Genomic DNA, 22372 nt, shown 5'->3' with positions numbered 1-22372 from the left:
TACCTTGGCGCTATAATGGGTCTTTCACATCTGAAGAGGTTCGACCGATGGACATCATGGAAACCATTAAAGACCAGATCAACTCCAACAAGGTGATTCTGTACATGAAGGGCACCCCCAACATGCCCCAGTGCGGTTTCTCGGCTCGTGCCGTGCAGGCACTGATGGCGTGCGGGGAGAAGTTCGCCTATGTCAATATCCTTGAGCACCCGGACATCCGTGAAAACCTCAAGATCTATTCCAACTGGCCCACTTTCCCGCAGCTGTACGTCAATGGTGAGCTGGTGGGAGGTGCAGACATCATCACCGAAATGTATGAATCCGGTGAACTGCAGAAGCTGATCAAGGATGCCGTTGCAGGCGAAGAAAACGCCTGATGGGCTACTTCGCCCGCTCGCGTGGCGTATAGGTAATCCTGACCAGATAGATATAGCCACTGGCTGCATCTTCTGCAGGCGGTGGCTTGAACGGATTGGCGGCATAGGCTGAGCGGATCGCCGCCTGATCCAGTGCCTTGTCCCCGCTGCTCAAACGTACCCGGGCTTTTTCCATGAAACCATTGGGGCTGATTTTCAGTTCCAGGATGACGGTGCGTTCCTTTCTGAGCCGGCTGAAATCATACTGCTTGTCAAAATAGCGACTCTGGGCCAGGTGCCTGACCAGGAATTGCCAGTAAGGTGTTCCGGTTGTGGGGGCAGACGCCAGAATGCTCTCGATATCCGGTGAGACCGGCCTGTCAGAAGAGGGCGCCGGGGTGCCGGACTTTGCGGACCCGCTGAAGTAATCATTCATCCAGTCCAGGTTGTGCTGACGGTTCGCCTTGCGACGAATCGGGCGTGATGAAGTGGTCTTTCCGGACCAGGCCGGGGATGTGTCGGTCACGTCTCGGGCGGTGTCGCCAGCTGCACCGGATGATGCCCCCATTTCAGAGGCGGGTGCAGAGGCCAGTTCTACTTCAATCGTGGTGCTGTATCCGGATGATGTCGGGATTCCCGGCCCCAGGATTGCCAGCAGAATCAGGTGAAACACAAACGAAACCGAGAGCGCCAGTGCCGCACGTACCACATCGAACTCGAGATATCTCATCGTGCGGCAAAGGCTCCGTCAGGCTGCCTTGCTGCGCAGACGCTCTGCAACAGCGTTGAGGGCGCGGTCAACAAGCGCACCGGACTCAAGAACGCGCGCGTGTTGTCTGCGCAGGGCCTGCGCCATTTCTTCCCGCGTCTTTTCCATCACCTTGAGCCCCATGCGGTTGACAAAAATCAGGGTGTCATCATCCAGCCGCGCAGACAGTTTGCACCGTACGTGTGTCCCGTTGAGCATCTCAAAATCTACCCATGTGCCCAGAGGCAGAGCATCTGTCTGCTGCAGGAAGTGTGCCAGAGTTGCATCTTCCTTGCGCGCCTCACGCTCCACGGCATTGGGTATCGGGGACGGCTTCGGCCGTGATGGCGGGGTGGCCGAACGAGTGGTCCTGCCCAGTCCGGCCTCCTGAGCCGCCAGTGCAGATTGCTGTTTGAAGGTTTCGGTCAGCGCGGTTTTCAGATCCGTGATCAGGGACTGCAGCCGTACCGGCGCAAATCCTGTGTCGGCGAGTCTGAGGCGGCATTCCCTGAGCAGCGTGGGAACCAGTTGGACCCAGAGCTTGCGTTCTTCTTCATGGGAATGGGGCTTGAGGCACCAGAGCAGGTTATCGACCCAGTGAGCAGCTTTTTGGAAGCCATTCTCGCCATCTTTCAGATAGGCAAGAAACAGGACGCGTGTCCAGCCATCCCGGAGCAGTTCGATAGCGGCCGGCGGCAACGGCTGGGCTGCAATACGTTCGGAGATGAACAGTTCTGCCAGTTTCCTTGCCCGGCGTGAGAGCAGGCGACCTTGCTCGGCTTCGCGTGTTCGGGCTTCCACGATCCGGGCCCGCTTTTCCTCGCGTTCCAGGAAATGCTGGAACTCATCGAGCAGGCGCTCAAACAGTGCCAGATCTCCGTCAAATTCATCCAGAATGATCCCGACCACACGGTGGATTTCCTGGTATAGCTTGTCCCGGGCCTGCTCGGACGCATCGGCCCAGCCCATGCCGGCTTTCGCCAGTGCGTTCAACAGGCGGCGTGCCGGGTGGCCACTGCGGCCGAAAAAGCTCTTGTCTGTAATCGCCACCTTCAGAATCGGAATCTGCAGGCGGCTGATCAATACCTGTATGGGAGGGGACAGGTTGTAGTCGTTCAGAATGAATTCGAAGAGCATGGACACGAGGTTGATGAGATCTTCATCGTATTCACGCAGGGCGTGTTCCTTTCCGGATTGCTGGCTGCGATTCTGAAGTGTTGCTTTCAACTGTGTCCGGATCTGCTCGGGAGAAAGCGGATCGCCGGCGGGCGAGAGGTCTGTGTGATCTGACTGGAGCGCAGACAATACGTGGATCAGGTCTGTCCCATTCAGGACGATGGCATCCGGTGTTGTAGGCCGGAACTGGTACTGGAGCTTTTGCTGCTGTACCGCTGCATGCAGGGCATTGACCAGCTCGGAGAGCAGCAGATTGCCGGTTGCATCCTGCGATCCGGCTTGCGCAGATTGTGCGGTGTCGGCCTGAGTGTCGTCAGCCCGGCGCCGAGTGCTGCGCGTTTCCGAAGTCTGGCCAGCCACACCGGGACGGTATTTCGGCAGGACTCCGCTTGCTATCAGTCGTTGATTGAGGTCATCCAGCAAATGCCCCAGATGACTCATGACGCACTTGTCAAACTGCTTGTAGACGATCAGCCGTTCACGGATGTGCATGTCCAGAATGGCGCAGGCATCGACAAATGCATCGCAGAGCAGCCTGGGTTCCAGGGGGTTATAACGGGCGTCATCCTGTATTGGTTTGCCCTCGCAGACCAGCCAGGTAAAGCGGGCCTGAAAGGCAAGGAGTTCACCGGCGTGATTTGCCCGGATTTTGGTGGCCAGGGATGTCATGGCCACTTCTTCTTCCAGATCGGCATGATCCACCAGCGACAGCGCCGGCTCGTCGGTTGGCGTCTGCTTCTCCCGGCTGATGTCGCCGAGTACAACCGGATGTTCAAAGAGACTCTGGACGCTAGCAAGAAAGGATTGTTCAATTTGACGCCGCTTGAGGCGGGCCTCTCTCATGGCCTCGAAGAAAACATTCTGTTCGTTGTTGCTGTGGGCGTGATTGGCCAGATCGAAAAAGGCGTCATCAATCCCGTCAAACAGCTGCTGGAAGGTGCCCTGAAAAAACTGGCGCGCATGATCCGCACTGACGCTGATCAGCCTGGCCGTAGTGAGCCGCCGTTGCGAATCGTGATTCCCGCTTTTTGCGCGGAGCGGGGTAACGCCTGATCCCTCGTTCATAGGTTGGTCTCCCAAAACGTACCGGCGCAAATTTAAACTTATGAATTGTTATTGTTGTGGTCCATGCTCATTGGCGGCGAATGGATATGTTACACATTGTAAGCGGGATCGGGCCGAAATGCCAACGCAAACGATCATGCGCCCGAAGGTTTTCGGTCGCATGATCGGGCCGGACAGAGTGGATGCTTCGGGCCGGTATGGAATCAGTGTGAAACGTACACGGGGCCGATTCCCACGCTCCACACAATGACCGTGATGCCGAGCAGGCCGACCAGCATGACCAGCCCGACCGTCAGCACGCTGCTGGCAAACATGAAGCCGCGCTCCGGCGGAATGTTCATGAGGATGGGGAGTCCCTCATAAAGCAGATACAGCGCGTAAGTCATACCGATGAGTCCGGCAAACATGTTGATCCACAGATGGGGGTAAAGCAGGATGGCGCCGATGATCAGCAGTGGTGTGGCCGTATACGCAGCAAGTTCAATCCCCCGGTGTTCCTTGCCGTCAACGCCATAGGTGCCTGCCAGAAAGTCAATGAATCGCCCCAAGATGTAGATGCCGGCCAGTATGGCCATGTAAGCCAGCGCACAGAGGTTTGCGGCACTTTCCGGCGTCAGGCGGACAGGTTCTCCGCCGGCGATGCTCCAGCCCACCTGAGTGGTGCCGTAATAGGCGGCGCCAACCGGGATCAAGGCCAGAATCAGAATGTGTCTCAGATACAGTTTCTTGGTGTCCGGATGTTCCTTGCGGATGTCCTGCCAGGCCTTGTCAGGGTGAGTGAACAGATCCAGAGTATGTTCGAGGATCATGGTTGGGCTCCTTTGTTTTGATTATTGTCAAAAACAATATGGAGCGTGTTCAAATTGTAGTCAAATCATGATTTAGATTTTTGGGTGCTAAGCACCCGGTGTTTAGAGGCAGGTGGAATAATGCCCGGTTTATTTCGGGCATCAGGACTCGCGTGATATGAGTGCCGAACGGACCCGGTTATCGAGGACTTGCTGAACCTGAATGCGGTAGGGGCCAACCTTTACACACACGGGCGCATCCGGAATGAACTCAAGTGCCTCGATAATGAGGCCGCTCAGTGTTCTGGGGCCCTGCGTGGGCAGTTTCCAGTTGAGTGTCTTGTTGATCGTCCGCAACGCGACACTGCCGCTGACACGGTAGACACCTTCATCAACCTGAGCGATTTCATTCTGGGCTGAGGTGAGGTCGGTTGTGAATTCGCCAACAATTTCCTCCAGAATGTCTTCCAGGGTGGCCAGGCCGATTACCTCGCCATACTCATCTACCACCACCCCTATGCGCCGCTTTTCCCGCTGCATGTTGAAAAGGAGTGTATGGAGCGGCGTCCCTTCGGGGATGAAGTAAGGCGGGCGGGACATCTGGACCAGTTCGGCCTTGTTCGGTTCGGGCATGGAAAGGAGCCGGCCGCTGTTGCGGGTATGAAAAATACCGACAATGTCGTTGATATCGCCTTTGTAAAGGGGTAGTCGCGTATGGGGCGGTGCCTTGAGCAGGTTCAGGATATGGTCGAGGTCGTCATCCAGATCAATCCCGCTGATCTCGTTCCGGGGAATCATGATGTCCTCGACGGTCACCTGCTCAAGTTCAAGGATGCTGACGAGCATGTCCTGGTGTTGTTTGGGGATCCGGTTGCCGGCTTCCCGCACCAGTGTTTTGAGCTCCTCCCGCGACAGGTGGTCACTGCCGATTTCGTTGGTGCGGATACCGGCCAGCCGCATCAGTCCACCGGAAACCAGGTTGACCAGCCAGACCATGGGGTAAGCGACCTTGAGCAGCGGCAGGAGGACGTATGCGGCCGGGAAAGCGATGCGCTCCGGGTGCAGGGCCGCAATGGTTTTTGGCGTCACTTCCGCAAAGACCAGGATGACCAGCGTCAGAATCAGGGTGGCCGCGGCGATGCCGCCTTCGCCCCAGAATCGCAGTGCAAGCAGCGTGGCAATGGATGAAGCCAGGATGTTGACAAAATTGTTGCCGATCAGAATGACGCCGATAAGCTGATCCGGGCGCTCCAGGAGGCGTGCAGCCAGTGCTGCACTCCGGTGTCCCTGCTTGCGCAAGTGTCTCAGCCGATACCGGTTCAGGGACATCATGCCGGTTTCGGAACTGGAAAAGAATGCTGATAGCAGAATCAGTAACCCGAGGAGAAGGAACAGGGTAAGGTCAGACAGATCGCTCACGTCAGCGTGTGCCCAGTATCAGTTCCAGAACCAGTTTGCTGCCGAAGAAGCCCAGCATCAGCAAGATGCAGCCGATCAGGGTGAATCGTGCTGCTGTCAGCCCGCGCCACCCCCTGGCCCTGTGGCCCCAGATCAGCGTCATGAATACAGCCAGAGACAGCAAGGAGAAGAAGGTCTTGTGCGCCAGGTGCTGTGCGAAGAGGTCGTCGACAAAGGCAAATCCCAGGGCAATCGCCAGTGCGAGTATTGCTGCGCCGCTGTAGATCAGCTCGAACAGGATGGCCTCCATGGCCTGCAGTGGTGGCAGCGCGCCGAGAAGCCGGCCGTTGCGATGCTGCTTGAGTTGTCGGTTCTGCGCGTAGATGAGCAACGACTGTACCGCAGCGATACTCAGAATGGCGTAGGAGAGCAGAGACAAACTGATGTGCGCGGTCAGGCCAAGGCTTTTGGGATCAGTGGTCGGTACGCCTGGAGAGAAAAGGCCGGCAAACAGGAAGAGGGTGGTGACCGGCAGGACAAACAGGATCAGGTTGCCGACGCGCTTCCGTGCCGCCAGATAAAGTGCCAGCACGGCGATGACGCCACTGATCACGGTAGCGGTGTTGAAAATGTCGAAGTCCCAGCCACCATGCGCCCGGATCAGGCGGAGCGCCACACCGAAGTGAAAGGCAGCCGCCACGATTCCCAACGACAGCGCGCGTCTGGACACGGCGGCCTGACGGCGCCTGTAGTGGCGCAGCTGCAGCGCCCAGGCTGCCCCGTAGAGCAGCGCGGACAAAAATATCAGAAGTAGGGTGACGCCTGTCATCGTGAGGGTCAATGCTCGATCCTGAGAAGTCCCAATGATAGGGAGGTCGTGGCGGGTTGTACAGACCTGTGACGGGTCTTCCTGCACATGTGTCGTGGCCGGCGTGCGCGGGTTCTCGTCAGCTGCAGGCAAAGCATGTATAATCCCGCGCTTGAATTCAACCTGTACCCTGGAGTCTGGTCATCATGTTCGAGAACCTGACCGAACGCCTCTCCGAAAGTCTGCGCAAAATTACCGGGCAGGCCAAGCTGACGGACGAGAACATCAAGGAGACCTTGCGTGAAGTGCGCAAGGCATTGCTCGAGGCCGACGTGGCCCTGCCGGTCGTCAAGGAATTTGTCGAAACCGTGCGGCAGAAGGCCGTGGGCCAGGAGGTCATGCGCAGCCTGACGCCGGGGCAGGTCTTTGTCCGTATTGTTCAGCGTGAGCTGGAAGCGCTCATGGGCGGCGACAACGCGGAGTTGTCCTTCAGGTGTCAGCCGCCTGCGGTCATTCTCATGGCGGGTCTGCAGGGTGCGGGCAAGACCACCTCGGTGGCCAAGCTGGCACGCTTCCTTCGTGAACGCCAGAAAAAGAAAGTCATGGTGGTAAGTGCGGACATCTACCGGCCTGCCGCCATCAAGCAGCTGGAAACGCTGGCTGGAGAGGTGGGAGCCGTTTTTCACCCCAGTTCGGCAGATCAGGATCCGGTGGAGATCGCCCGCGGTGCCATTGATGCTGCCCGGCGCTCGGCCTGCGATGTGGTGATCGTGGATACGGCTGGCCGCCTGCACATTGATGAGGACATGATGTCCGAAATCAAGCGTCTGCATGCCGCCATCAATCCGATCGAGACGCTGTTCGTGGTTGATGCCATGACCGGCCAGGACGCGGCCAATACGGCCAAGGCGTTCAACGATGCACTGCCTCTGACCGGTGTGATCCTGACCAAGGCTGATGGTGATGCGCGGGGTGGTGCGGCGCTGTCCGTCCGTTACATTACCGGCAAGCCCATCAAGTTCATTGGTGTGGGTGAAAAAACCGATGCGCTGGAGCCTTTCCATCCTGACCGGATCGCCTCGCGCATTCTGGGCATGGGGGACGTGCTCTCCCTGATCGAAGAGGCCGAGCGCAAGATCGACAAGGCCAAGGCCGAAAAGCTGACACGCAAGTTCGTCAAGGGCAAGGGCTTTGACCTTGAGGATTTCAAGGATCAGCTCGAGCAGATGAAGCGCATGGGTGGCATGGCGGCCATGCTGGACAAGCTGCCGGGCATGGCGGGCATGTCCCAGCAGGTGCAGCAACAGATCAGTGACAAGATGTTCGTGCAGATGGAGGCGATCATCAACTCCATGACCATACAGGAGCGCCGCTATCCGGACGTCATCAACAACTCGAGAAAGCGCCGGATTGCTGCAGGTTCGGGCACCCAGATTCAGGATGTGAATCGTCTTCTGAAGCAGCACAAGCAGATGCAGAAGATGATGAAAAAACTGAAGAAAGGCAACCTTGCCAACATGATGCGCGGCATGAAGGGGATGATGCCGCCGGGTGGGGGTATGCCTCCGATGGGACGATTCAAGTAAAAAACGGTTTTCAAAGCTTGAAAAGTTGCGTAGAATATGCGCCCTTTCTGATATAGATGATTGTTTGTGCAATCGAAACGTAAAACAGGATACTGACGACAATGGTAAAGATCCGTTTGGCTCGTGGCGGCTCCAAGAAGCGCCCCTTCTACTACATCAACGTGACTGACAGCCGCAATACACGCGACGGCCGTTTCATCGAGCGTGTAGGTTTCTTTAACCCGCTGGCCAAAGGTCAGGCTGAGCGTCTGCGTATTGACACTGACCGTGTTGAGCATTGGGTGGCTCAGGGTGCCCAGCTGTCTGATCGTGTTGCCAGTCTGCTGAAGGAGAATGCTGCCAACCAGGCAGCCTGATCCCGATGGCGGTTCGCAGGACTACTGTAGGTCGACTGGGGGCCGCGTGGGGCGTGAAGGGTTGGCTGAAGGTGCATTCCTTCACTGACCCGGCTGAGAATATATTTGAGTACCCCGGATGGATCGGGGTGCGCGACGGCAGTGAAGATCAGCCGCTGAAGGTGCTGGACTGGCATCCTCAGGGCAAAGGCTGGGTGGTTCGTCTGGAAGGTGTCGGTGATCGCACCGCTGCAGAGCGCATGACCGGCTTGGATATTCAGGTGGATGCGTCGGTGCTGCCCGAGCTGCCGGAAGGTGAGTACTACTGGTTCGAGCTGATCGGGCTGCGTGTGGTGGATCTGAATGGCCGGGATCTGGGGCGTGTCGAGCGCCTGATGGAAACCGGAGCCAACGACGTGCTGGTGGTGCGCAGCGACACGACACGGAGTTGGGGGCGGGAATGCCTGATCCCCTGGGTTCCGGGTCAGTTTGTCCGCGAAGTGAACCGGGAGGCCGGAACCATAACGGTCGACTGGGACCCGGACTACTGACATGTGGTTTGGTGCGGTCACCCTGTTTCCGGAAATGTTCCGGGTGGTCACCGAAGAGGGTGTGACAGGGAGAGGGTTCAGGGACGGGCTTCTGACGTTCAGGGCCTGGAATCCCAGGGATTATACGCACGACGTGCACCGGACCGTTGATGATCGGCCCTACGGTGGCGGTCCGGGCATGGTCATGAAGCCTGAACCGCTTGCGGCGGCGATTGATGAGGCGCGAAAGGTGGCACCGGAGGGAGCGCCGGTGGTTTACCTTTCCCCGCAGGGACGCCGGGTGACTCAGGCGCTGCTTCAGGAAGCAGTCAGCAAGCCGGGTGTCATTCTGGTCTGCGGGCGCTACGAAGGGATTGACGAGCGTATCGTCGAAACCCGGATTGACGAAGAGTGGTCGCTGGGTGATTTTGTACTCAGCGGTGGCGAGCTGGCAGCGATGGCCGTCATCGACGGGATGGCGCGGCTGGTTCCCGGAGTATTGGGGCATGAGCAATCGGCAGAAGAGGATTCTTTTTCCGAAGGGCTGCTGGACTGCCCCCACTACACCCGTCCCCTTGTGTTTGAAGGGCGGGAAGTACCAAAGGTACTGCGAAGTGGCGATCACGGTGCGATTGCGGCGTGGCGACGGGAGCAGGCACTGAAGCGAACATTGCAACGGCGGCCGGATTTGCTGGATCAGGCGCGGTTGACGAAGGTGGACAAAGAGTTACTGCGGCAGTGGGGCGTGGATCAATCGCACCCGGCTGAATGAATTTGAGAACTTTGCGAGAATCAGGAGCAAGTCATGAGCAACAAAAACCCGATTATCAGCCAGATCGAAGCTGAGCAGATGAACAAAGAAATTCCGGCCTTTGCACCCGGTGACACTGTCGTTGTCAGCGTCAAGGTCAAGGAAGGTAACCGTGAGCGCCTGCAGGCCTTTGAAGGTGTGGTGATCGCCAAGCGCAACCGTGGCCTGAACTCCAGCTTCACTGTTCGCAAGGTCTCCTACGGCGTTGGTGTCGAGCGTACTTTCCAGACCTACAGCCACCTGATTGACAGCATCAAGGTCAAGCGTCGTGGTGACGTGCGCAAGGCCAAACTGTACTACCTGCGCGAGCGTTTCGGAAAGGCTGCGCGCATCAAGGAAAAGCTGGCGTAAGCGGCTTGCCTGGTATACAAAAGGGGGCGCAAGCCCCTTTTTTTGTTGACGTGTGATGCTGGAATCCTTCGAACAGAGCCTCCGGCTTGAGGCGGGTCTGAGCTCCCGGACCTGTTCGGCGTATCTTACGGATCTCCGGCAGCTTGATGTCTGGGCCCGGCAGCAGGGGACATCCCTGGATGCGCTGGACGCGGCAGATCTCCAGGCGTGGCTGGCCAGCCTGTTTGATCGCAAGATTACCCGCTCATCTCTGTCGCGCAAGCTGTCCTCGGTACGGCGTTACTATTCATGGCGAGTCCAGCGTGGGCTTGCGGATTCGGACCCATCGGCACTTCTGCAATTTCCCCGGCGTGAACGCAAACTTCCCGCAACACTGAGTGAAACCGAAGTCGAGGCGTTGCTGGCTGCACCGGACTGCAGCGATCCCATTCAGATGCGTGACCGAACCATGCTCGAGGTGGTGTATGCCACGGGATTGCGGGTGAGTGAACTGGTGGCGCTGACCCTGACCCAGCTCAATCTGCGGCAAGGCGTCGTGCGTGTCATCGGCAAGGGCAACAAGGAGCGATTGGTTCCGCTGGGTGATGAGGCCATGGACTGGCTGGGGCGCTATCTTAGGGAGGTCAGGCCGTTGTTATGCGCGCCGGGTGAGTCCATCGTCTTTCCTTCGTCCCGCGGACGTCCCATGACACGACAGACGTTCTGGCATCGTATCAAGCACTATGCGCGGCTGGCGGGTATTCGTGGCGACATTTCTCCCCATACCCTTCGTCATGCCTTTGCCACACATCTTGTCAATCATGGTGCTGATCTCAGGGTGGTCCAGCTGCTGCTGGGGCATGCAGATCTGTCGACCACCCAGATCTATACGCATGTTGCGGCTTCCCGGCTCAAGGGATTGCATTCTGAGCATCATCCCAGGGCATGACGCCCGCATTGACGTATGTTAATGGCAGCTGTTTCAGGTTTTGATTACATTGGGGTATCAAACTTGGAGAACATGTCATGAAACAGTGGGTCAGACTGGCCGCGGTAGCTGTAACCTGTATTGCAGGCATTACTCAGGTGGCCTCGGAGGATGGGGTGCATCCAGAGGATCGTATCCGCTCTCAGCTCAAGCAGGCCGTGCCGGGCATCGCCATTACCTCAATCGAGCCCAGTCCCCTCAAGGGGATCTACATGGTGGAAACGTCCAATCGGCAACTCCTGTATGCCAGTGAAGACGGTCGTTTCATCTTTTCCGGTGACATGTATCAGATCGATGGAACCAAGATTGCCAACATGACCGAGTTGAGGCGTGAAGCCTACCGGAAAAAGCTGGTCACGGCGGTGGCGGAAGAGGATATGGTCGTCTTCCGGCCTCGGGGGGATGTCAAAGGCAAGGTCTATGTGTTTACGGATGTAGATTGCGGTTATTGCCGCAAACTGCATCGTGAGGTCCCCCGCATGAATGAACTGGGTATCCAGGTGAATTATCTGGCGTACCCGCGTGCGGGCGTGGGTTCGGATTCCTACAACAAGATGGTGAGTGTCTGGTGTGCCGAGGATCGGCAGGCGGCCATGACGGTGGCCAAGCAGGGTGGCCGACCGGAAAGCCGGGTCTGTGACAACCCGGTTGCCGAGGAGTTTGAGCTGGGCAACCGGATCGGTGTAACGGGAACGCCGGCGATTGTATTGGAAAGCGGGCGGCTTCTGCCCGGGTATGTGCCGGCAGACAATCTGGCCAGAACGCTGGGCTTGCTGACCCCCTGAGGCAAGGTGAAGCCTGACGAAGCGGACTCAGCAGCGGAAGTTCTTTTCTTCCTTGCGGATCTCGCATTCCTTGATGATGTTGTTGCAGCGTTGTGCGCCTGCCGGTGACAAACCGCCGCGCTGGCAGGACTGGTATTCCTGGCTGAGTTCATAGTTGCTGTAGTTTTCAAAGGGCCGGCTGTCACAGCCGCTCACCATCATCGCAGTTGTAAGCACTCCAGCCAACATCCAGATGCGTGCCATAAAATCTCCTCTTTGTTGGTTACCCGTCAAAGCCTAGAACAGATTGAGCGGTCGTGCCAAGGCGACTTGCCCGGGGATCGCCGGGTGTAATTCTTCCGGATCGGGTTATAATAGCGGGCCGCAGCCCTGCCCGGAGCGTCATCCGTCTGGACAAAGCACGACATCACTGGAGAACCGAATGAAAGTTGGAATTTGTGGGTTTGGAACCGTGGGTTCGGGAACCCTGAACGTATTGTCGCGAAATCAGCGTGATATTGCTGCCCGCGCGGGTGGTCCCATCGAGGTGACGCGCATTGCCTCGCGGACCCCGCCAGCGCCTGAAGTTGATCTTCATGGTGCCGTGTTCTCAACGGATGTGGCAACGGTGCTGGATGCGCCGGATGTGGATGTGGTGGTGGAGACCATTGGCGGCACGGGTATCGCACGTGAGGTGGTGCTGGGTGCCATTGAACGCGGCAAGCATGTGGTGACTGCGAACAAGGCGCTGATTGCCGAGCATGGTGCAGAAATATTCGAAGCGGCTGAGCAGGCGGGTGTCACTGTGGCGTATGAGGCTGCCGTGGCAGGTGGCATCCCGGTCATCAAGGCCATGCGTGAAGGGCTGGTGGCCAACCGTATTCAATGGCTGGCCGGCATCATCAATGGTACCGGCAACTTCATCCTGACCGAAATGGCAGAAAAGCAGCGGGAGTTTGCCGATGTGCTCAAAGAAGCGCAGGCACTGGGCTACGCGGAGGCAGATCCCACCTTTGATGTGGAAGGCATTGATGCGGCGCACAAACTGACCATTCTGGCCTCCACGGCATTTGGCGTGCCGTTGCAGTTCGCCAGCGCTTACACTGAAGGCATCAGCCGGATTACGCCGCAGGACTTCGTTTACGCACACGAGCTGGGGTACCGAATCAAGCACCTGGGTATTGCACGGCGTCTCGAGAATGGGTTTGAGCTCCGGGTACACCCCACGCTGGTTCCGGAAACTCACCTGATTGCCAACGTCAACGGCGTCATGAACGCGGTGCTGGTAGAAGGTGATGCCGTGGGGCAGACCCTCTACTACGGAGCGGGTGCCGGCAGCGAGGCCACCGCATCCGCCGTCATCGCCGATCTGGTGGACATTGCGCGAAGCAAGCGCCAGGATGCCCGCGTCGGGGTGCCGCACCTGGGCTATCACAGCGCACATATCAGTGAAGTGCCCGTTGTCCCGATTGATGAGGTGGAGAGTGCCTATTACCTGCGCCTCCTGGCAGAGGACCGCCCGGGCGTGCTCGCCCGTGTGGCGACCGTGCTCAGTGACCACGGTATCAATATCGAATCCATCATGCAGAAGGAATCGGAGCTTGAGAACGGTCACATCCCCATGATCATGCTCACCCATCGGGTACGGGAGTCTGCCATCAATCATGCCCTGCAGGCCATTGAAGCCTTGCCGGATATTCATGGCGAAGTCTTCCGTATTCGCGTGGAAGTGTTCTGACCCGAGCCCTGAAAAGGACAAGACAGTGAAATATATCAGTACCCGCGGGCAGGCCCCCGCACTCGAATTTGAAGATGTTCTGCTCGCCGGTCTGGCGTCAGACGGTGGTCTGTATGTGCCCGAAACGTTGCCCCGGTTCACCCTGGAGGAAATCGGAGAGTGGGGGGCGCTGTCCTATGCTGAGCTGGCCTTCAAGGTCATGTACCCCTTTGTGGAAACCTGCATTCCGGCACAGGATTTCCGGGAGATAGTCAACGCCACCTATGCCGGGTTTGATCACAAGGCCGTGGCGCCGATGGTGCAGACTGGCCCGAACGAGTGGGTGCTGGAACTGCATCATGGTCCGACGCTGGCGTTCAAGGATTATGCACTTCAGCTGCTGGGACGGCTGTTCGACTATGTCCTGAAGAAAAAGAACGAGAACGTGGTGATCATGGGGGCGACCTCGGGTGATACCGGTTCGGCGGCCATCGAGGGCTGTCGTCACAGTGATCACGTTGATATCTTCATTCTGCATCCCCACGGGAGGGTTTCGGAGGTGCAGCGCCGTCAGATGACGACGGTACTGGCCGATAACGTGTTCAATATTGCCGTTGAAGGAAACTTCGATGATTGCCAGCGCATGGTCAAGGCCAGCTTTGGCGATCAGTCCTTCCTCAACGGTCGTCGGCTGGTTGCCGTGAATTCCATCAACTGGGCGCGCATCATGGCTCAGATCGTCTACTACTTCCATGCCGCAATCAGTGTGGGCGCACCCTGGCGGAGTGTCGGGTTCTCCGTGCCCACGGGCAATTTTGGTGACATCTTTGCGGGCTATCTGGCCAGCCAGATGGGGCTGCCGGTCAACCAGCTCATTGTGGCCACCAACCGCAATGACATTCTGCATCGCTTCATGAGCGCCAATCAGTACAAGACCCAGCCGCTCACCCATACGCTGTCGCCGAGCATGGATATTGTGGTGTCCAGCAATTTCGAGCGTCTGCTGTTCGATCTGCATGGTCGCAACGGCACACTGGTCGCCGCGCTGATGCAGGACATGGCCCGCGGTGAGGCCAGCGTGGAAGAGGGGCGCTGGAAGGCTGCACGTCGCCTGTTCGACAGCCTGGCCGTTACCGATGATGAGACGCTCGATACCATCCGTCAGGTCTGGGAAGAGTGTGCCTACATGGTGGATCCGCATACCGCGATTGGTGTCCGGGCTGCGCGGCACTGCTGGCGCAACCGGAAGACGCCGATGGTCACCTTGGCGACAGCTCATCCGGCCAAGTTTCCGGAAGCCATCGAGAAGAGCGGCATCGGGGTGGCACCTTCGCTGCCGCGTCACATGGCCGATCTTTACGAGCGCGAAGAACGCTACACCGTGCTGCCCAATGATCTGGAAGCCGTACAGCAGTTTGTCGCAGGGCACATGCGCAAGGCATGACCGCACCTGAATCGGGTTCATTGCGTCTTGTCCGGCGCGTTCCCCGCGTCGATACCCCGCTGGAGGGGTGTTCGCCCCTCCTCTCGCGGGTCTACCGGGCCCGGGGTGTCTCGTCTGTCAGCGAGCTGGACTATCGTCTGGCCTCACTGGCAGCACCGGATCAGCTGGCCGGATTGCATGAGGCGGCCGGGGTGCTGGCCGGTGCCATCATGGCTGGCGAGCGGATTCTCATTATCGGCGATTATGATGCGGACGGTGCGACCAGTACGGCACTTGCCGTATCCGCGCTGAAGGCACTGGGTGCCGGGCATGTGGACTACCTAATACCGGATCGCTTCGCCTGCGGTTATGGTCTGAGCGAGGCCGTTGTCGAACTGGCGCGGGAACGCGATCCTCGGGTTCTCGTCACCGTGGATAACGGCATTGCCAGCGTGGCCGGTGTCGCCCGGGCACGGGCGCTGGGGATGAAAGTCGTCATTACCGATCATCATCTGCCCGGTGATGTGCTTCCTGACGCGGATGCCATCGTCAATCCCAATCAGCCGGGATGCCGCTTTCCCTGGAAGTCGACAGCGGGTGTTGGCGTCATCTTCTATGTGCTCTCTGCGGTGCGTCAGCAGCTGCGTGCCGCAGGCTGGGCAGCGGCTTCGGATGTGCGGCTGGCCGACTGGCTTGACCTCGTGGCATTGGGAACCGTGGCGGATCTGGTACCGCTGGAATACAACAACCGCATTCTCGTTGCGGCGGGTCTCGCCCGCATGCGGCGAGAAGACTGCCGGCCGGGGATCCGTGCGCTGCTGGATGTGGCCGGGCGCGACCTGTCCAGCCTGTCAGCCCAGGATCTGGCGTTTTCTGTTGCGCCCCGTCTCAATGCCGCCGGACGTCTGGAAAATATGGCGGTGGGCGTGGAGTGCCTGTTGGCCCGGGATCTGGCGTCGGCCCGTGCTCACGCGGAAGCCCTGGATGACCTCAACCGGCAGCGCAGGGAAATTGAGCAGGACATGCGGGATCGGGCAGAATCCATTCTGCGTGGTCTGAAAAAAAGCCTGGCACGCCTGCCTGCGGGGCTGTGTCTGTTTGACGAGGGCTGGCATGAGGGTGTAATCGGCATCGTCGCATCCCGGATCAAGGAACGCGTGCACCGGCCTGTGGTCGTGATGGCGCCCGGCGAAGGCGGGCTGATCAAGGGCAGTGGACGGTCCATTCCCGGCTTTCACCTCCGGGATGCGCTGGATTGCGTGGCCAATCGTCATCCCGGCCTGCTCAGCCGCTTCGGCGGGCACGCTATGGCAGCGGGGCTGACAATCGAGCGGGAAAAGCTGGAGACCTTCAGGCGGGCTTTCGAGACTGTCTCCCGTGAATGGCTGGGGGAACAGCCACCGGGACAGCGGGTGGAAACGGACGGGCCCTTGGCCGCTGAGGAAATGACACTGGCCAGCGCGCTGGAACTGGAAGCCGCCGGACCGTGGGGCCAGGGGTTTCCGGAACCCGTTTTTGATGGCTGGTTCGAGGTGCTGGCCCATCGTCAGGTAGGGCAGAAGCACCTCAAGCTGACTCTGACGCCAGAGGGGCAGGATCAGGTTGTCGATGCCATCCTGTTCAATTTCGAGCACTGGGATGTGCTGAAGCGCTGCAGGCGGGTGCATCTGGCCTATCAGCTCAATGTGAATCGCTATCAGGGGCGCACCCGGCTTCAACTGCTGGCCCGCCACTGGCTGGGGCACGATTGACGCGCTAAAATAGCGCCCCTTGAACTTCTTTGGGAGCAGACTGTGGAAATCAATCCGATTGTGAACCAGATCAAGGATCTCCGTGCGCGCATTGAAGCGCTTAGGGGGTATCTTTGACTACGATACCAAGAAAGAGCGTCTGACCGAGGTCGAGCGCGAGCTTGAGGACCCGGATGTCTGGAACAATCCGGAGCGGGCCCAGGATCTGGGGCGCGAGCGCTCGTCACTGCAGGCGGTTGTTGAAACCGTGGATACCGTCACCCAGGGGCTCGATGATCTGGAGGAGCTGCTGGACATGGCCGTCGAGGAAAGCGACGAATCCATGCTCGGTGATGTCCAGTCCGAGCTGTCCGAGCTGGCAGAGCGTGTGGAGAAGCTCGAGTTTCGTCGCATGTTTTCCGGCGAAATGGATGCCAACAACTGCTATGTCGATATTCAGGCCGGTTCCGGCGGCACGGAAGCGCAGGACTGGGCCAACATGCTGTTGCGCATGTATCTGCGCTGGTGCGAATCCAGGGGCTTCAAGACCGAACTGATCGAATGTTCCGAAGGTGAAGTGGCGGGCATCAAGAGTGCCACCATCCATGTGGTGGGCGAGTATGCCTTTGGCTGGCTGCGTACGGAAACGGGTGTACATCGCCTGGTCCGCAAGTCGCCGTTCGATTCCGGAAATCGCCGCCATACGTCGTTTGCTTCCGTCTTCGTATCGCCGGAAATTGATGACAGCGTGGAAATTGAAATCAATCCGGCTGATCTGCGGATTGATGTCTATCGCGCTTCGGGTGCCGGAGGACAGCACGTCAACCGGACGGAGTCCGCTGTCCGCATCACGCACAACCCAACGGGCATTGTCGTGCAGTGTCAGAGTGGCCGATCCCAGCACCAGAACAAGGATCAGGCGATGAAACAGCTCAAGGCCAAGCTGTACGAGCTGGAGATGCAGAAGCGGCGCGAAGCGTCTCAGGCGCTGGAAGAGACCAAGGCCGATATCGGCTGGGGCAGCCAGATCCGTTCCTATGTGCTGGACCAGTCACGGATCAAGGATCTGCGTACCGGCGTCGAGACCAGCAATACACAGGCCGTTCTGGACGGCGATCTGGATGCCTTCATCGAGGCCAGCCTGAAAAAAGGGCTGTAACCCTAACGTGAGATGACCTGACTGATGAGCAACGAAAAGACCCAAGCAGCGCTGACAGAAGAAGAGAACCGACTGATTGCCGAACGCAAGGCCAAGCTCAAGGCCCTGCGCGAGCAGGGGCAGGCATTCCCCAATGACTTCAAGCGGGACACCCTCTGTGCGGAGCTGCAGGGCAAGTATGCCGGCATGGACAAGGCAGAGCTGGAAGACCGTGGCATTCGTGTCCGGGTGGCCGGGCGTATCATGCGCAACCGGGGTGCCTTCATCGTCATTCAGGACATGTCCGGGCAGATTCAGCTCTACGTCAACCGGAAGGCCCTGCCGGAAGAGACCCTGGCTCAGATCAAGACCTGGGATCTGGGGGATATCGTCGGCGCGGAAGGCCGCCTGAGCAAGTCCAACAAGGGCGATCTATATGTGGACATGGATGATGCACGTCTGCTGACCAAGGCGCTTCGCCCGCTGCCGGACAAGTTCAAGGGGCTGACCGATACGGAAATGCGCTACCGTCAGCGCTATCTGGATCTGATCGTCAACGAGAATTCGCGGCGTACATTTCAGATCCGTTCACGCACGGTGGAGGCCATTCGCCGGTTCCTGACCGCGCGTGATTTCATCGAGGCGGAAACCCCCATGCTGCAGGTGATTCCGGGTGGTGCCACGGCACGTCCGTTCGTGACCTACCACAATGCCCTGGATATCGAGATGTACCTGCGCATTGCGCCGGAGCTCTATCTCAAGCGCCTCGTGGTGGGCGGTTTCGAGCGCGTGTTCGAGATCAACCGGAATTTCCGGAACGAAGGGCTGTCCACCCGCCACAATCCGGAATTCACCATGCTGGAATTCTACCAGGCCTATGCCGACTATCAGGACGCCATGAACCTCACCGAGGAGATGCTGCGCACGGTGGCACAGGAAGTCCTGGGCGACACCCGGTTCGTCAATACCGTCGGAGAAGGAGATGAGGCCGAAACCATCGAATATGATTTCGGACAGCCGTTCCGGCGCATGACGGTATTCGAGTCCATCCTGCACTTCAATCCGGAGATCACGGCAGAACAGCTTTCGGATCCGGAGGGCGCGCGCAGGTTTGCTGAAAGCCTGGGGATTCCGCTGAAGGAGACCTGGGGCCTCGGCAAGGTGCAGATCGAGATCTTCGAGAAGACGGTTGAACACCGTCTGATGCAGCCCACCTTCATTACCGAGTATCCGACCGAAGTCTCGCCACTGGCCCGGCGCAATGACGCCAACCCGTTCGTGACCGACCGCTTCGAGTTCTTTGTTGGCGGGCGCGAGCTGGCCAACGGCTTCTCGGAGCTGAACGATCCGGAAGATCAGGCCGAGCGATTCCGCAAGCAGGTGGCTGAAAAGGAAGCGGGGGACGAGGAGGCCATGTTCTTTGACGCGGACTATATCACCGCACTGGAGCACGGCATGCCGCCCACGGCGGGCGTGGGGATCGGTATTGACCGGCTGGTCATGCTGCTGACCAATTCGCCCTCCATCCGGGATGTGATCCTGTTCCCGCACATGCGTCCGCGCAAGGACGGCTGATGGACCGGGTCACCGCCTGGCTGTTTGAATCCCTGCAGCCCGGCACGGGCTGGCGCGAGCGTCTCGAACCTGAGTTCGAGGCGCCCTACATGGCGCAGCTGGCGGCCTTTCTGGCCGCCGAGAGTCGTGCCGGCAAGGTGATTTATCCGCCGCGGGAATGTTGTTTCAATGCGCTCAACAGTACGCCCTTTGATCAGGTGCGTGTCGTGATTCTGGGGCAGGATCCGTATCACGGGCCCGGGCAGGCCCATGGTCTGTGCTTCTCCGTTCAGAAGGGAATTCAGCCTCCGCCCAGTCTGGTCAATATTTTCAAGGAATTGCAGGCAGATCTGGGCATTCCGCAGCCGTCCCACGGTTGCCTGAGTCACTGGGCCGCGCAGGGAGTTCTGCTGCTCAATGCAGTGCTGACGGTGGAGCAGGGCAAGGCCGGTGCGCACCAGGGCCGGGGGTGGGAGCTGTTCACGGACAAGGTGATTGATCATCTGAACCGGGAGCGTGAGGGGCTGGTCTTCCTGCTCTGGGGCAGTCACGCCCAGAAGAAGGGGGCGCGGGTGGATACGTCGCGGCATCTGGTACTGCGTGCGCCCCACCCGTCACCCCTTTCGGCACACCGGGGATTTCTGGGGTGCCGGCACTTTTCGAAGACCAATGCCTGGCTTCAGTCCCGCGGCATGCCGGCGATTGACTGGCAGCTGCCGGACTGATCAGCCGTTCAGCAGGGCCATGGCAGCTTCCATTTCGGCAGTCAGATCCTCGGCCTCGCCCTGAACCTCATTGGGATCAATGCCCAGGCGCCGGAAGGCGCTGATTTCGTTCCAGTCCAGCTTCGTCCAGCGGTGGTCGGTCCCGGCGACCCGTTGCAGCTTGGCCACCATGACCACATCCGCATAATCCGCCTCGGGGCGCTCCCGTTTGAAGTCCAGGTGTGCCTTGGGCACGATCTGGATCTCTTCCGGGAAGTCCCAGGTGCGCAGGATCCGCACGCCGATGGCCGGATGCAGGGTGTCAATCAGGTTGTCCAGAATGACATTGTTGATGGCAATGGAATTTTCCTCGATGTACGCGAGCACCGGCAGGGCCCCGATGTAATGAACCAGCCCCGCCAGTGTGGCCTGATCGGGTTTCAGGCGCGTGTAGCGCTGGGCAAGGACGTTGGCCATGCCGGCCACTTCCGTGCTGGTCTGCCAGATTTCGCGCATGCGGCGGTCAATCATGTCTGTGGTGGCCTGGAACATCTGCTCCATGGCCAGTCCGATGGCCAGGTTGGCGGCATACTCCATGCCCAGACGACTGACGGCCATGTTCAGGCTGGTGATTTCACGGCTGCCGCGAAACAGCGGGCTGTTGCAGACCCGGATGATGCGGGCCGTCATGGCGGCATCGGAACTGATGATGCTGGCCAGTTCGGCGACGGACGCCTCCGGATCTTCCGCCGTTTCCTTGATCCTGAGGGCCACCTCCGGCAGTGTCGGCAGCACGAGGCGATCTGCCTTGATGGCTTCGATAATGTCAGTCCGGATTTTCTGAATCAGTTCAGCAGACATGCAGGCATCCTGAGTTGGGTATCAAGTCACTGCTACAGTTATAGCAGATGGAGTGTGCATTTGCTGTTGAAATTCGTTACTGACCGGGGGCGGGCTGACAGTCGATTACCCGTGCATTGCCGGCCCGGAGCGCCACGCCTTCAGGGGGCCGGTCGAGCACCGCCTGAGTCCATGTGATGCCATCCGCTTCGGCTGAGCGCAATACGGTACCCCAGGCCTCATCCCTGTCACCGGCGATGCGTGCTCCGGGGTCGCAGGGCGCATCCGTCTGCAGGACATAGAGGGCCTTCTTGACCTTGCCCCGGTAGCGTGCCCGGGCAACCACTTCCTGTCCCGTGTAGCAACCCTTGCTGAAACTGACGCCGCCCAGGTGGTCCAGGCCCACGGCTTGCGGCAGGAACAGCTCCGTGGTGGCCGGCAGGATGACCGGAAACCCGGCCCTGATTTCCGCAACCTGCAGCCGGGCGAGGACGTCTTCGGGCACTTCCGGCAGGCCATTGGCGGCTTGCAGGCATTGTGACCAGCCACCGGGTGCGGGCAGGGATGTTCCGCTCGCCGGTGGCTGGGTGTCCGCGTCGGTGCAGACCAGGTTCCAGGTGGTGGTCTGCCAGTTGGTCTTGAAGAATACCCGGTACTTGTTCAGGTGGGCCTGAAGGAGGTCCGTCATGCTGTCAGGCACGACAAGCACGAACTGGTGCTCGCCGGTTCGGGCCAGCAGGAAGGTGGCCACCAGACGCCCCTTGGGCGTGCAGCAGCCGCCCCAGACTGACTGGCCGGGTGCCAGCGCGTTGACATCACAGGTCAGCTGTCCCTGCAGAAAGCGTTGAGTATCCGGTCCTTCAAGTGTGAGCGCAGTGAGATCGTTACGCACGAACATGGTCTTCCCCTCCCGGTTGGAAGCGCAAGGCTACCCGCAAGCGCCGTAAAGCGTCAACATCCGTATTGCCGGGATGCAGGATGATCTGGTGGCGAGGGTGGTGGGTCAGCAGTATGACCCAGGTTCCCAGGATGCGTGTGTCCGGATGCACGCGGGCATTGATTTGCCGGCCGGACCGCGTACTGAGGATGGCGTAATGGGTGCCGTCATGCCAGAGATACTGAACGTGCGTGATGCTCCGCGGGCTGGCCTGAAATCCCTGATGCCATATCACGGAAAGGAGCGGAAGGGTGCCCAGCACGACCAGTGCGGCCTGAGCCCAGAGCGCAAGGCTGGTCTGGACCACGCCGGCCACCATGGTCAGCCAGATCAGCAGGCCCGAGGCCGTGAGCTGGCGCGAGGCGAAAACGGGTAATTCAATCGGGTTGAACACGATCCAGGATGATCCTGACGATGCGCTTCAGATCGGGATCGTCCGGCTCTCCCTTCTGCATGAACCAGTGGAAGAGATCCGTGTCCTCGCACTCCAGCAGCTTGCGGTACCTGGCCTGGTCATCCTCGGGCAGCGACGGATACGCTTCTTCCAGAAAGGGAATCAGCAGGACATCCAGTTCCAGCATGCCGCGGCGGCTGTGCCAGCGCAGTCGCTTGTAGACCAGATCTTCTTGGGTTGTCATGACATTTC

24 protein-coding genes are annotated in these 22372 nt (G+C 59.2%); 14 read left to right on the top strand and 10 right to left on the bottom strand.

Annotated features, from left to right (window positions below):
- Positions 1–47 precede the first annotated feature (47 nt).
- Positions 48–377 (top strand): Grx4 family monothiol glutaredoxin, encoded by a 330-nt coding sequence (gene grxD / locus AAIA72_RS07735; protein ID WP_369602826.1) that lies wholly within the window; start codon positions 48–50, stop codon positions 375–377.
- A gap of 4 nt (positions 378–381) precedes the next feature.
- On the opposite strand, the gene AAIA72_RS07730 is transcribed toward grxD, so the two are convergent.
- From AAIA72_RS07730 to AAIA72_RS07710, 5 genes are all read right to left on the bottom strand, one after another.
- Positions 382–1086, bottom strand: coding sequence for an energy transducer TonB (locus AAIA72_RS07730; protein WP_369602825.1), 705 nt, complete (start codon positions 1084–1086; stop codon positions 382–384).
- A gap of 18 nt (positions 1087–1104) precedes the next feature.
- Positions 1105–3345 (bottom strand): DUF1631 domain-containing protein, encoded by a 2241-nt coding sequence (locus AAIA72_RS07725; protein WP_369602824.1) that lies wholly within the window; start codon positions 3343–3345, stop codon positions 1105–1107.
- A 203-nt stretch (positions 3346–3548) separates the two neighbouring features.
- Complete coding sequence (locus AAIA72_RS07720) at positions 3549–4154, bottom strand: Yip1 family protein (RefSeq protein ID WP_369602823.1); 606 nt, start codon at positions 4152–4154, stop codon at positions 3549–3551.
- A 141-nt stretch (positions 4155–4295) separates the two neighbouring features.
- Positions 4296–5552, bottom strand: a complete 1257-nt coding sequence (locus AAIA72_RS07715) for an HlyC/CorC family transporter (RefSeq protein ID WP_369602822.1) — start codon at positions 5550–5552, stop codon at positions 4296–4298.
- A 1-nt stretch (position 5553) separates the two neighbouring features.
- A complete protein-coding gene (locus tag AAIA72_RS07710) occupies positions 5554–6360 on the bottom strand; it encodes an inner membrane protein YpjD (protein WP_369602821.1) in 807 nt (268 codons plus the stop codon).
- A 185-nt stretch (positions 6361–6545) separates the two neighbouring features.
- On the opposite strand from AAIA72_RS07710, the gene ffh reads away from it, so the two are divergent.
- From ffh to AAIA72_RS07675, 7 genes are all read left to right on the top strand, one after another.
- Positions 6546–7925, top strand: a complete 1380-nt coding sequence (gene ffh, locus AAIA72_RS07705; RefSeq protein WP_369602820.1) for a signal recognition particle protein — start codon at positions 6546–6548, stop codon at positions 7923–7925.
- A gap of 101 nt (positions 7926–8026) precedes the next feature.
- The gene (gene rpsP / locus AAIA72_RS07700) at positions 8027–8281 is read left to right on the top strand and encodes a 30S ribosomal protein S16 (protein WP_369602819.1); all 255 of its coding nucleotides are present in this window, start codon (positions 8027–8029) and stop codon (positions 8279–8281) included.
- 5 nt (positions 8282–8286) lie between these two features.
- The gene (gene rimM, locus AAIA72_RS07695) at positions 8287–8811 is read left to right on the top strand and encodes a ribosome maturation factor RimM (RefSeq protein WP_369602818.1); all 525 of its coding nucleotides are present in this window, start codon (positions 8287–8289) and stop codon (positions 8809–8811) included.
- 1 nt (position 8812) lies between these two features.
- On the top strand, positions 8813–9562 hold the full coding sequence (gene trmD / locus AAIA72_RS07690) for a tRNA (guanosine(37)-N1)-methyltransferase TrmD (protein ID WP_369602817.1): 750 nt from the start codon (positions 8813–8815) through the stop codon (positions 9560–9562).
- Between the two features lie 33 nt (positions 9563–9595).
- Positions 9596–9952, top strand: a complete 357-nt coding sequence (gene rplS, locus AAIA72_RS07685; RefSeq protein WP_369602816.1) for a 50S ribosomal protein L19 — start codon at positions 9596–9598, stop codon at positions 9950–9952.
- 55 nt (positions 9953–10007) lie between these two features.
- Entirely contained in the window at positions 10008–10880 is an 873-nt protein-coding gene (gene xerD / locus AAIA72_RS07680) for a site-specific tyrosine recombinase XerD (protein ID WP_369602815.1), read from the top strand.
- 77 nt (positions 10881–10957) lie between these two features.
- Positions 10958–11704 carry a DsbC family protein gene (locus tag AAIA72_RS07675; RefSeq protein WP_369602814.1) on the top strand — a complete coding sequence of 249 codons (747 nt, stop codon included), beginning with the start codon at positions 10958–10960 and terminating at the stop codon, positions 11702–11704.
- Between the two features lie 27 nt (positions 11705–11731).
- Here AAIA72_RS07675 and AAIA72_RS07670 read toward each other — a convergent pair whose 3' ends face one another.
- Entirely contained in the window at positions 11732–11947 is a 216-nt protein-coding gene (locus AAIA72_RS07670) for a hypothetical protein (protein ID WP_369602813.1), read from the bottom strand.
- A gap of 178 nt (positions 11948–12125) precedes the next feature.
- Between AAIA72_RS07670 and AAIA72_RS07665 the strand changes: the two genes are divergently transcribed.
- The 6 genes from AAIA72_RS07665 (at position 12126) to ung (ending at position 19970) form a co-directional block, all read left to right on the top strand.
- The gene (locus AAIA72_RS07665; RefSeq protein WP_369602812.1) at positions 12126–13421 is read left to right on the top strand and encodes a homoserine dehydrogenase; all 1296 of its coding nucleotides are present in this window, start codon (positions 12126–12128) and stop codon (positions 13419–13421) included.
- Between the two features lie 25 nt (positions 13422–13446).
- Entirely contained in the window at positions 13447–14844 is a 1398-nt protein-coding gene (thrC, locus tag AAIA72_RS07660) for a threonine synthase (protein ID WP_369602811.1), read from the top strand.
- A complete protein-coding gene (gene recJ, locus AAIA72_RS07655; RefSeq protein ID WP_369602810.1) occupies positions 14841–16574 on the top strand; it encodes a single-stranded-DNA-specific exonuclease RecJ in 1734 nt (577 codons plus the stop codon). Before thrC ends, recJ begins: the two co-directional genes overlap by 4 nt.
- A gap of 42 nt (positions 16575–16616) precedes the next feature.
- Positions 16617–17712, top strand: a protein-coding gene (gene prfB, locus AAIA72_RS07650) for a peptide chain release factor 2 (protein WP_369602809.1) whose coding sequence is annotated in 2 segments (ribosomal slippage) — positions 16617–16688 and positions 16690–17712 — 1095 coding nt in all. Because the reading frame shifts where the segments join, the coding sequence is not laid out codon by codon here.
- Between the two features lie 24 nt (positions 17713–17736).
- Complete coding sequence (gene lysS / locus AAIA72_RS07645; RefSeq protein WP_369602808.1) at positions 17737–19266, top strand: lysine--tRNA ligase; 1530 nt, start codon at positions 17737–17739, stop codon at positions 19264–19266.
- Positions 19266–19970, top strand: coding sequence for a uracil-DNA glycosylase (ung, locus tag AAIA72_RS07640; RefSeq protein WP_369602807.1), 705 nt, complete (start codon positions 19266–19268; stop codon positions 19968–19970). Before lysS ends, ung begins: the two co-directional genes overlap by 1 nt.
- On the opposite strand, the gene AAIA72_RS07635 is transcribed toward ung, so the two are convergent.
- From AAIA72_RS07635 to AAIA72_RS07620, 4 genes are all read right to left on the bottom strand, one after another.
- Positions 19971–20810, bottom strand: coding sequence for an HDOD domain-containing protein (locus AAIA72_RS07635; RefSeq protein ID WP_369602806.1), 840 nt, complete (start codon positions 20808–20810; stop codon positions 19971–19973).
- Positions 20811–20886: 76 nt separating this feature from the next.
- Positions 20887–21687: a folate-binding protein YgfZ gene (locus AAIA72_RS07630; RefSeq protein ID WP_369602805.1), complete on the bottom strand. Its 801-nt coding sequence runs from the start codon at positions 21685–21687 to the stop codon at positions 20887–20889.
- On the bottom strand, positions 21674–22120 hold the full coding sequence (locus AAIA72_RS07625; RefSeq protein WP_369602804.1) for a hypothetical protein: 447 nt from the start codon (positions 22118–22120) through the stop codon (positions 21674–21676). The genes AAIA72_RS07630 and AAIA72_RS07625 overlap by 14 nt, the downstream gene beginning before the upstream one ends.
- The gene (locus AAIA72_RS07620; RefSeq protein ID WP_369602803.1) at positions 22104–22364 is read right to left on the bottom strand and encodes a succinate dehydrogenase assembly factor 2; all 261 of its coding nucleotides are present in this window, start codon (positions 22362–22364) and stop codon (positions 22104–22106) included. Before AAIA72_RS07620 ends, AAIA72_RS07625 begins: the two co-directional genes overlap by 17 nt.
- Positions 22365–22372 lie beyond the last annotated feature (8 nt).

The organism is Thermohahella caldifontis, from assembly GCF_041153465.1.
GTDB lineage: Bacteria > Pseudomonadota > Gammaproteobacteria > Pseudomonadales > Oleiphilaceae > Thermohahella > Thermohahella caldifontis.
The sequence above is the reverse complement of the archived record's forward strand: the minus strand, read 5'-3'. Positions and strand labels throughout refer to the sequence as shown.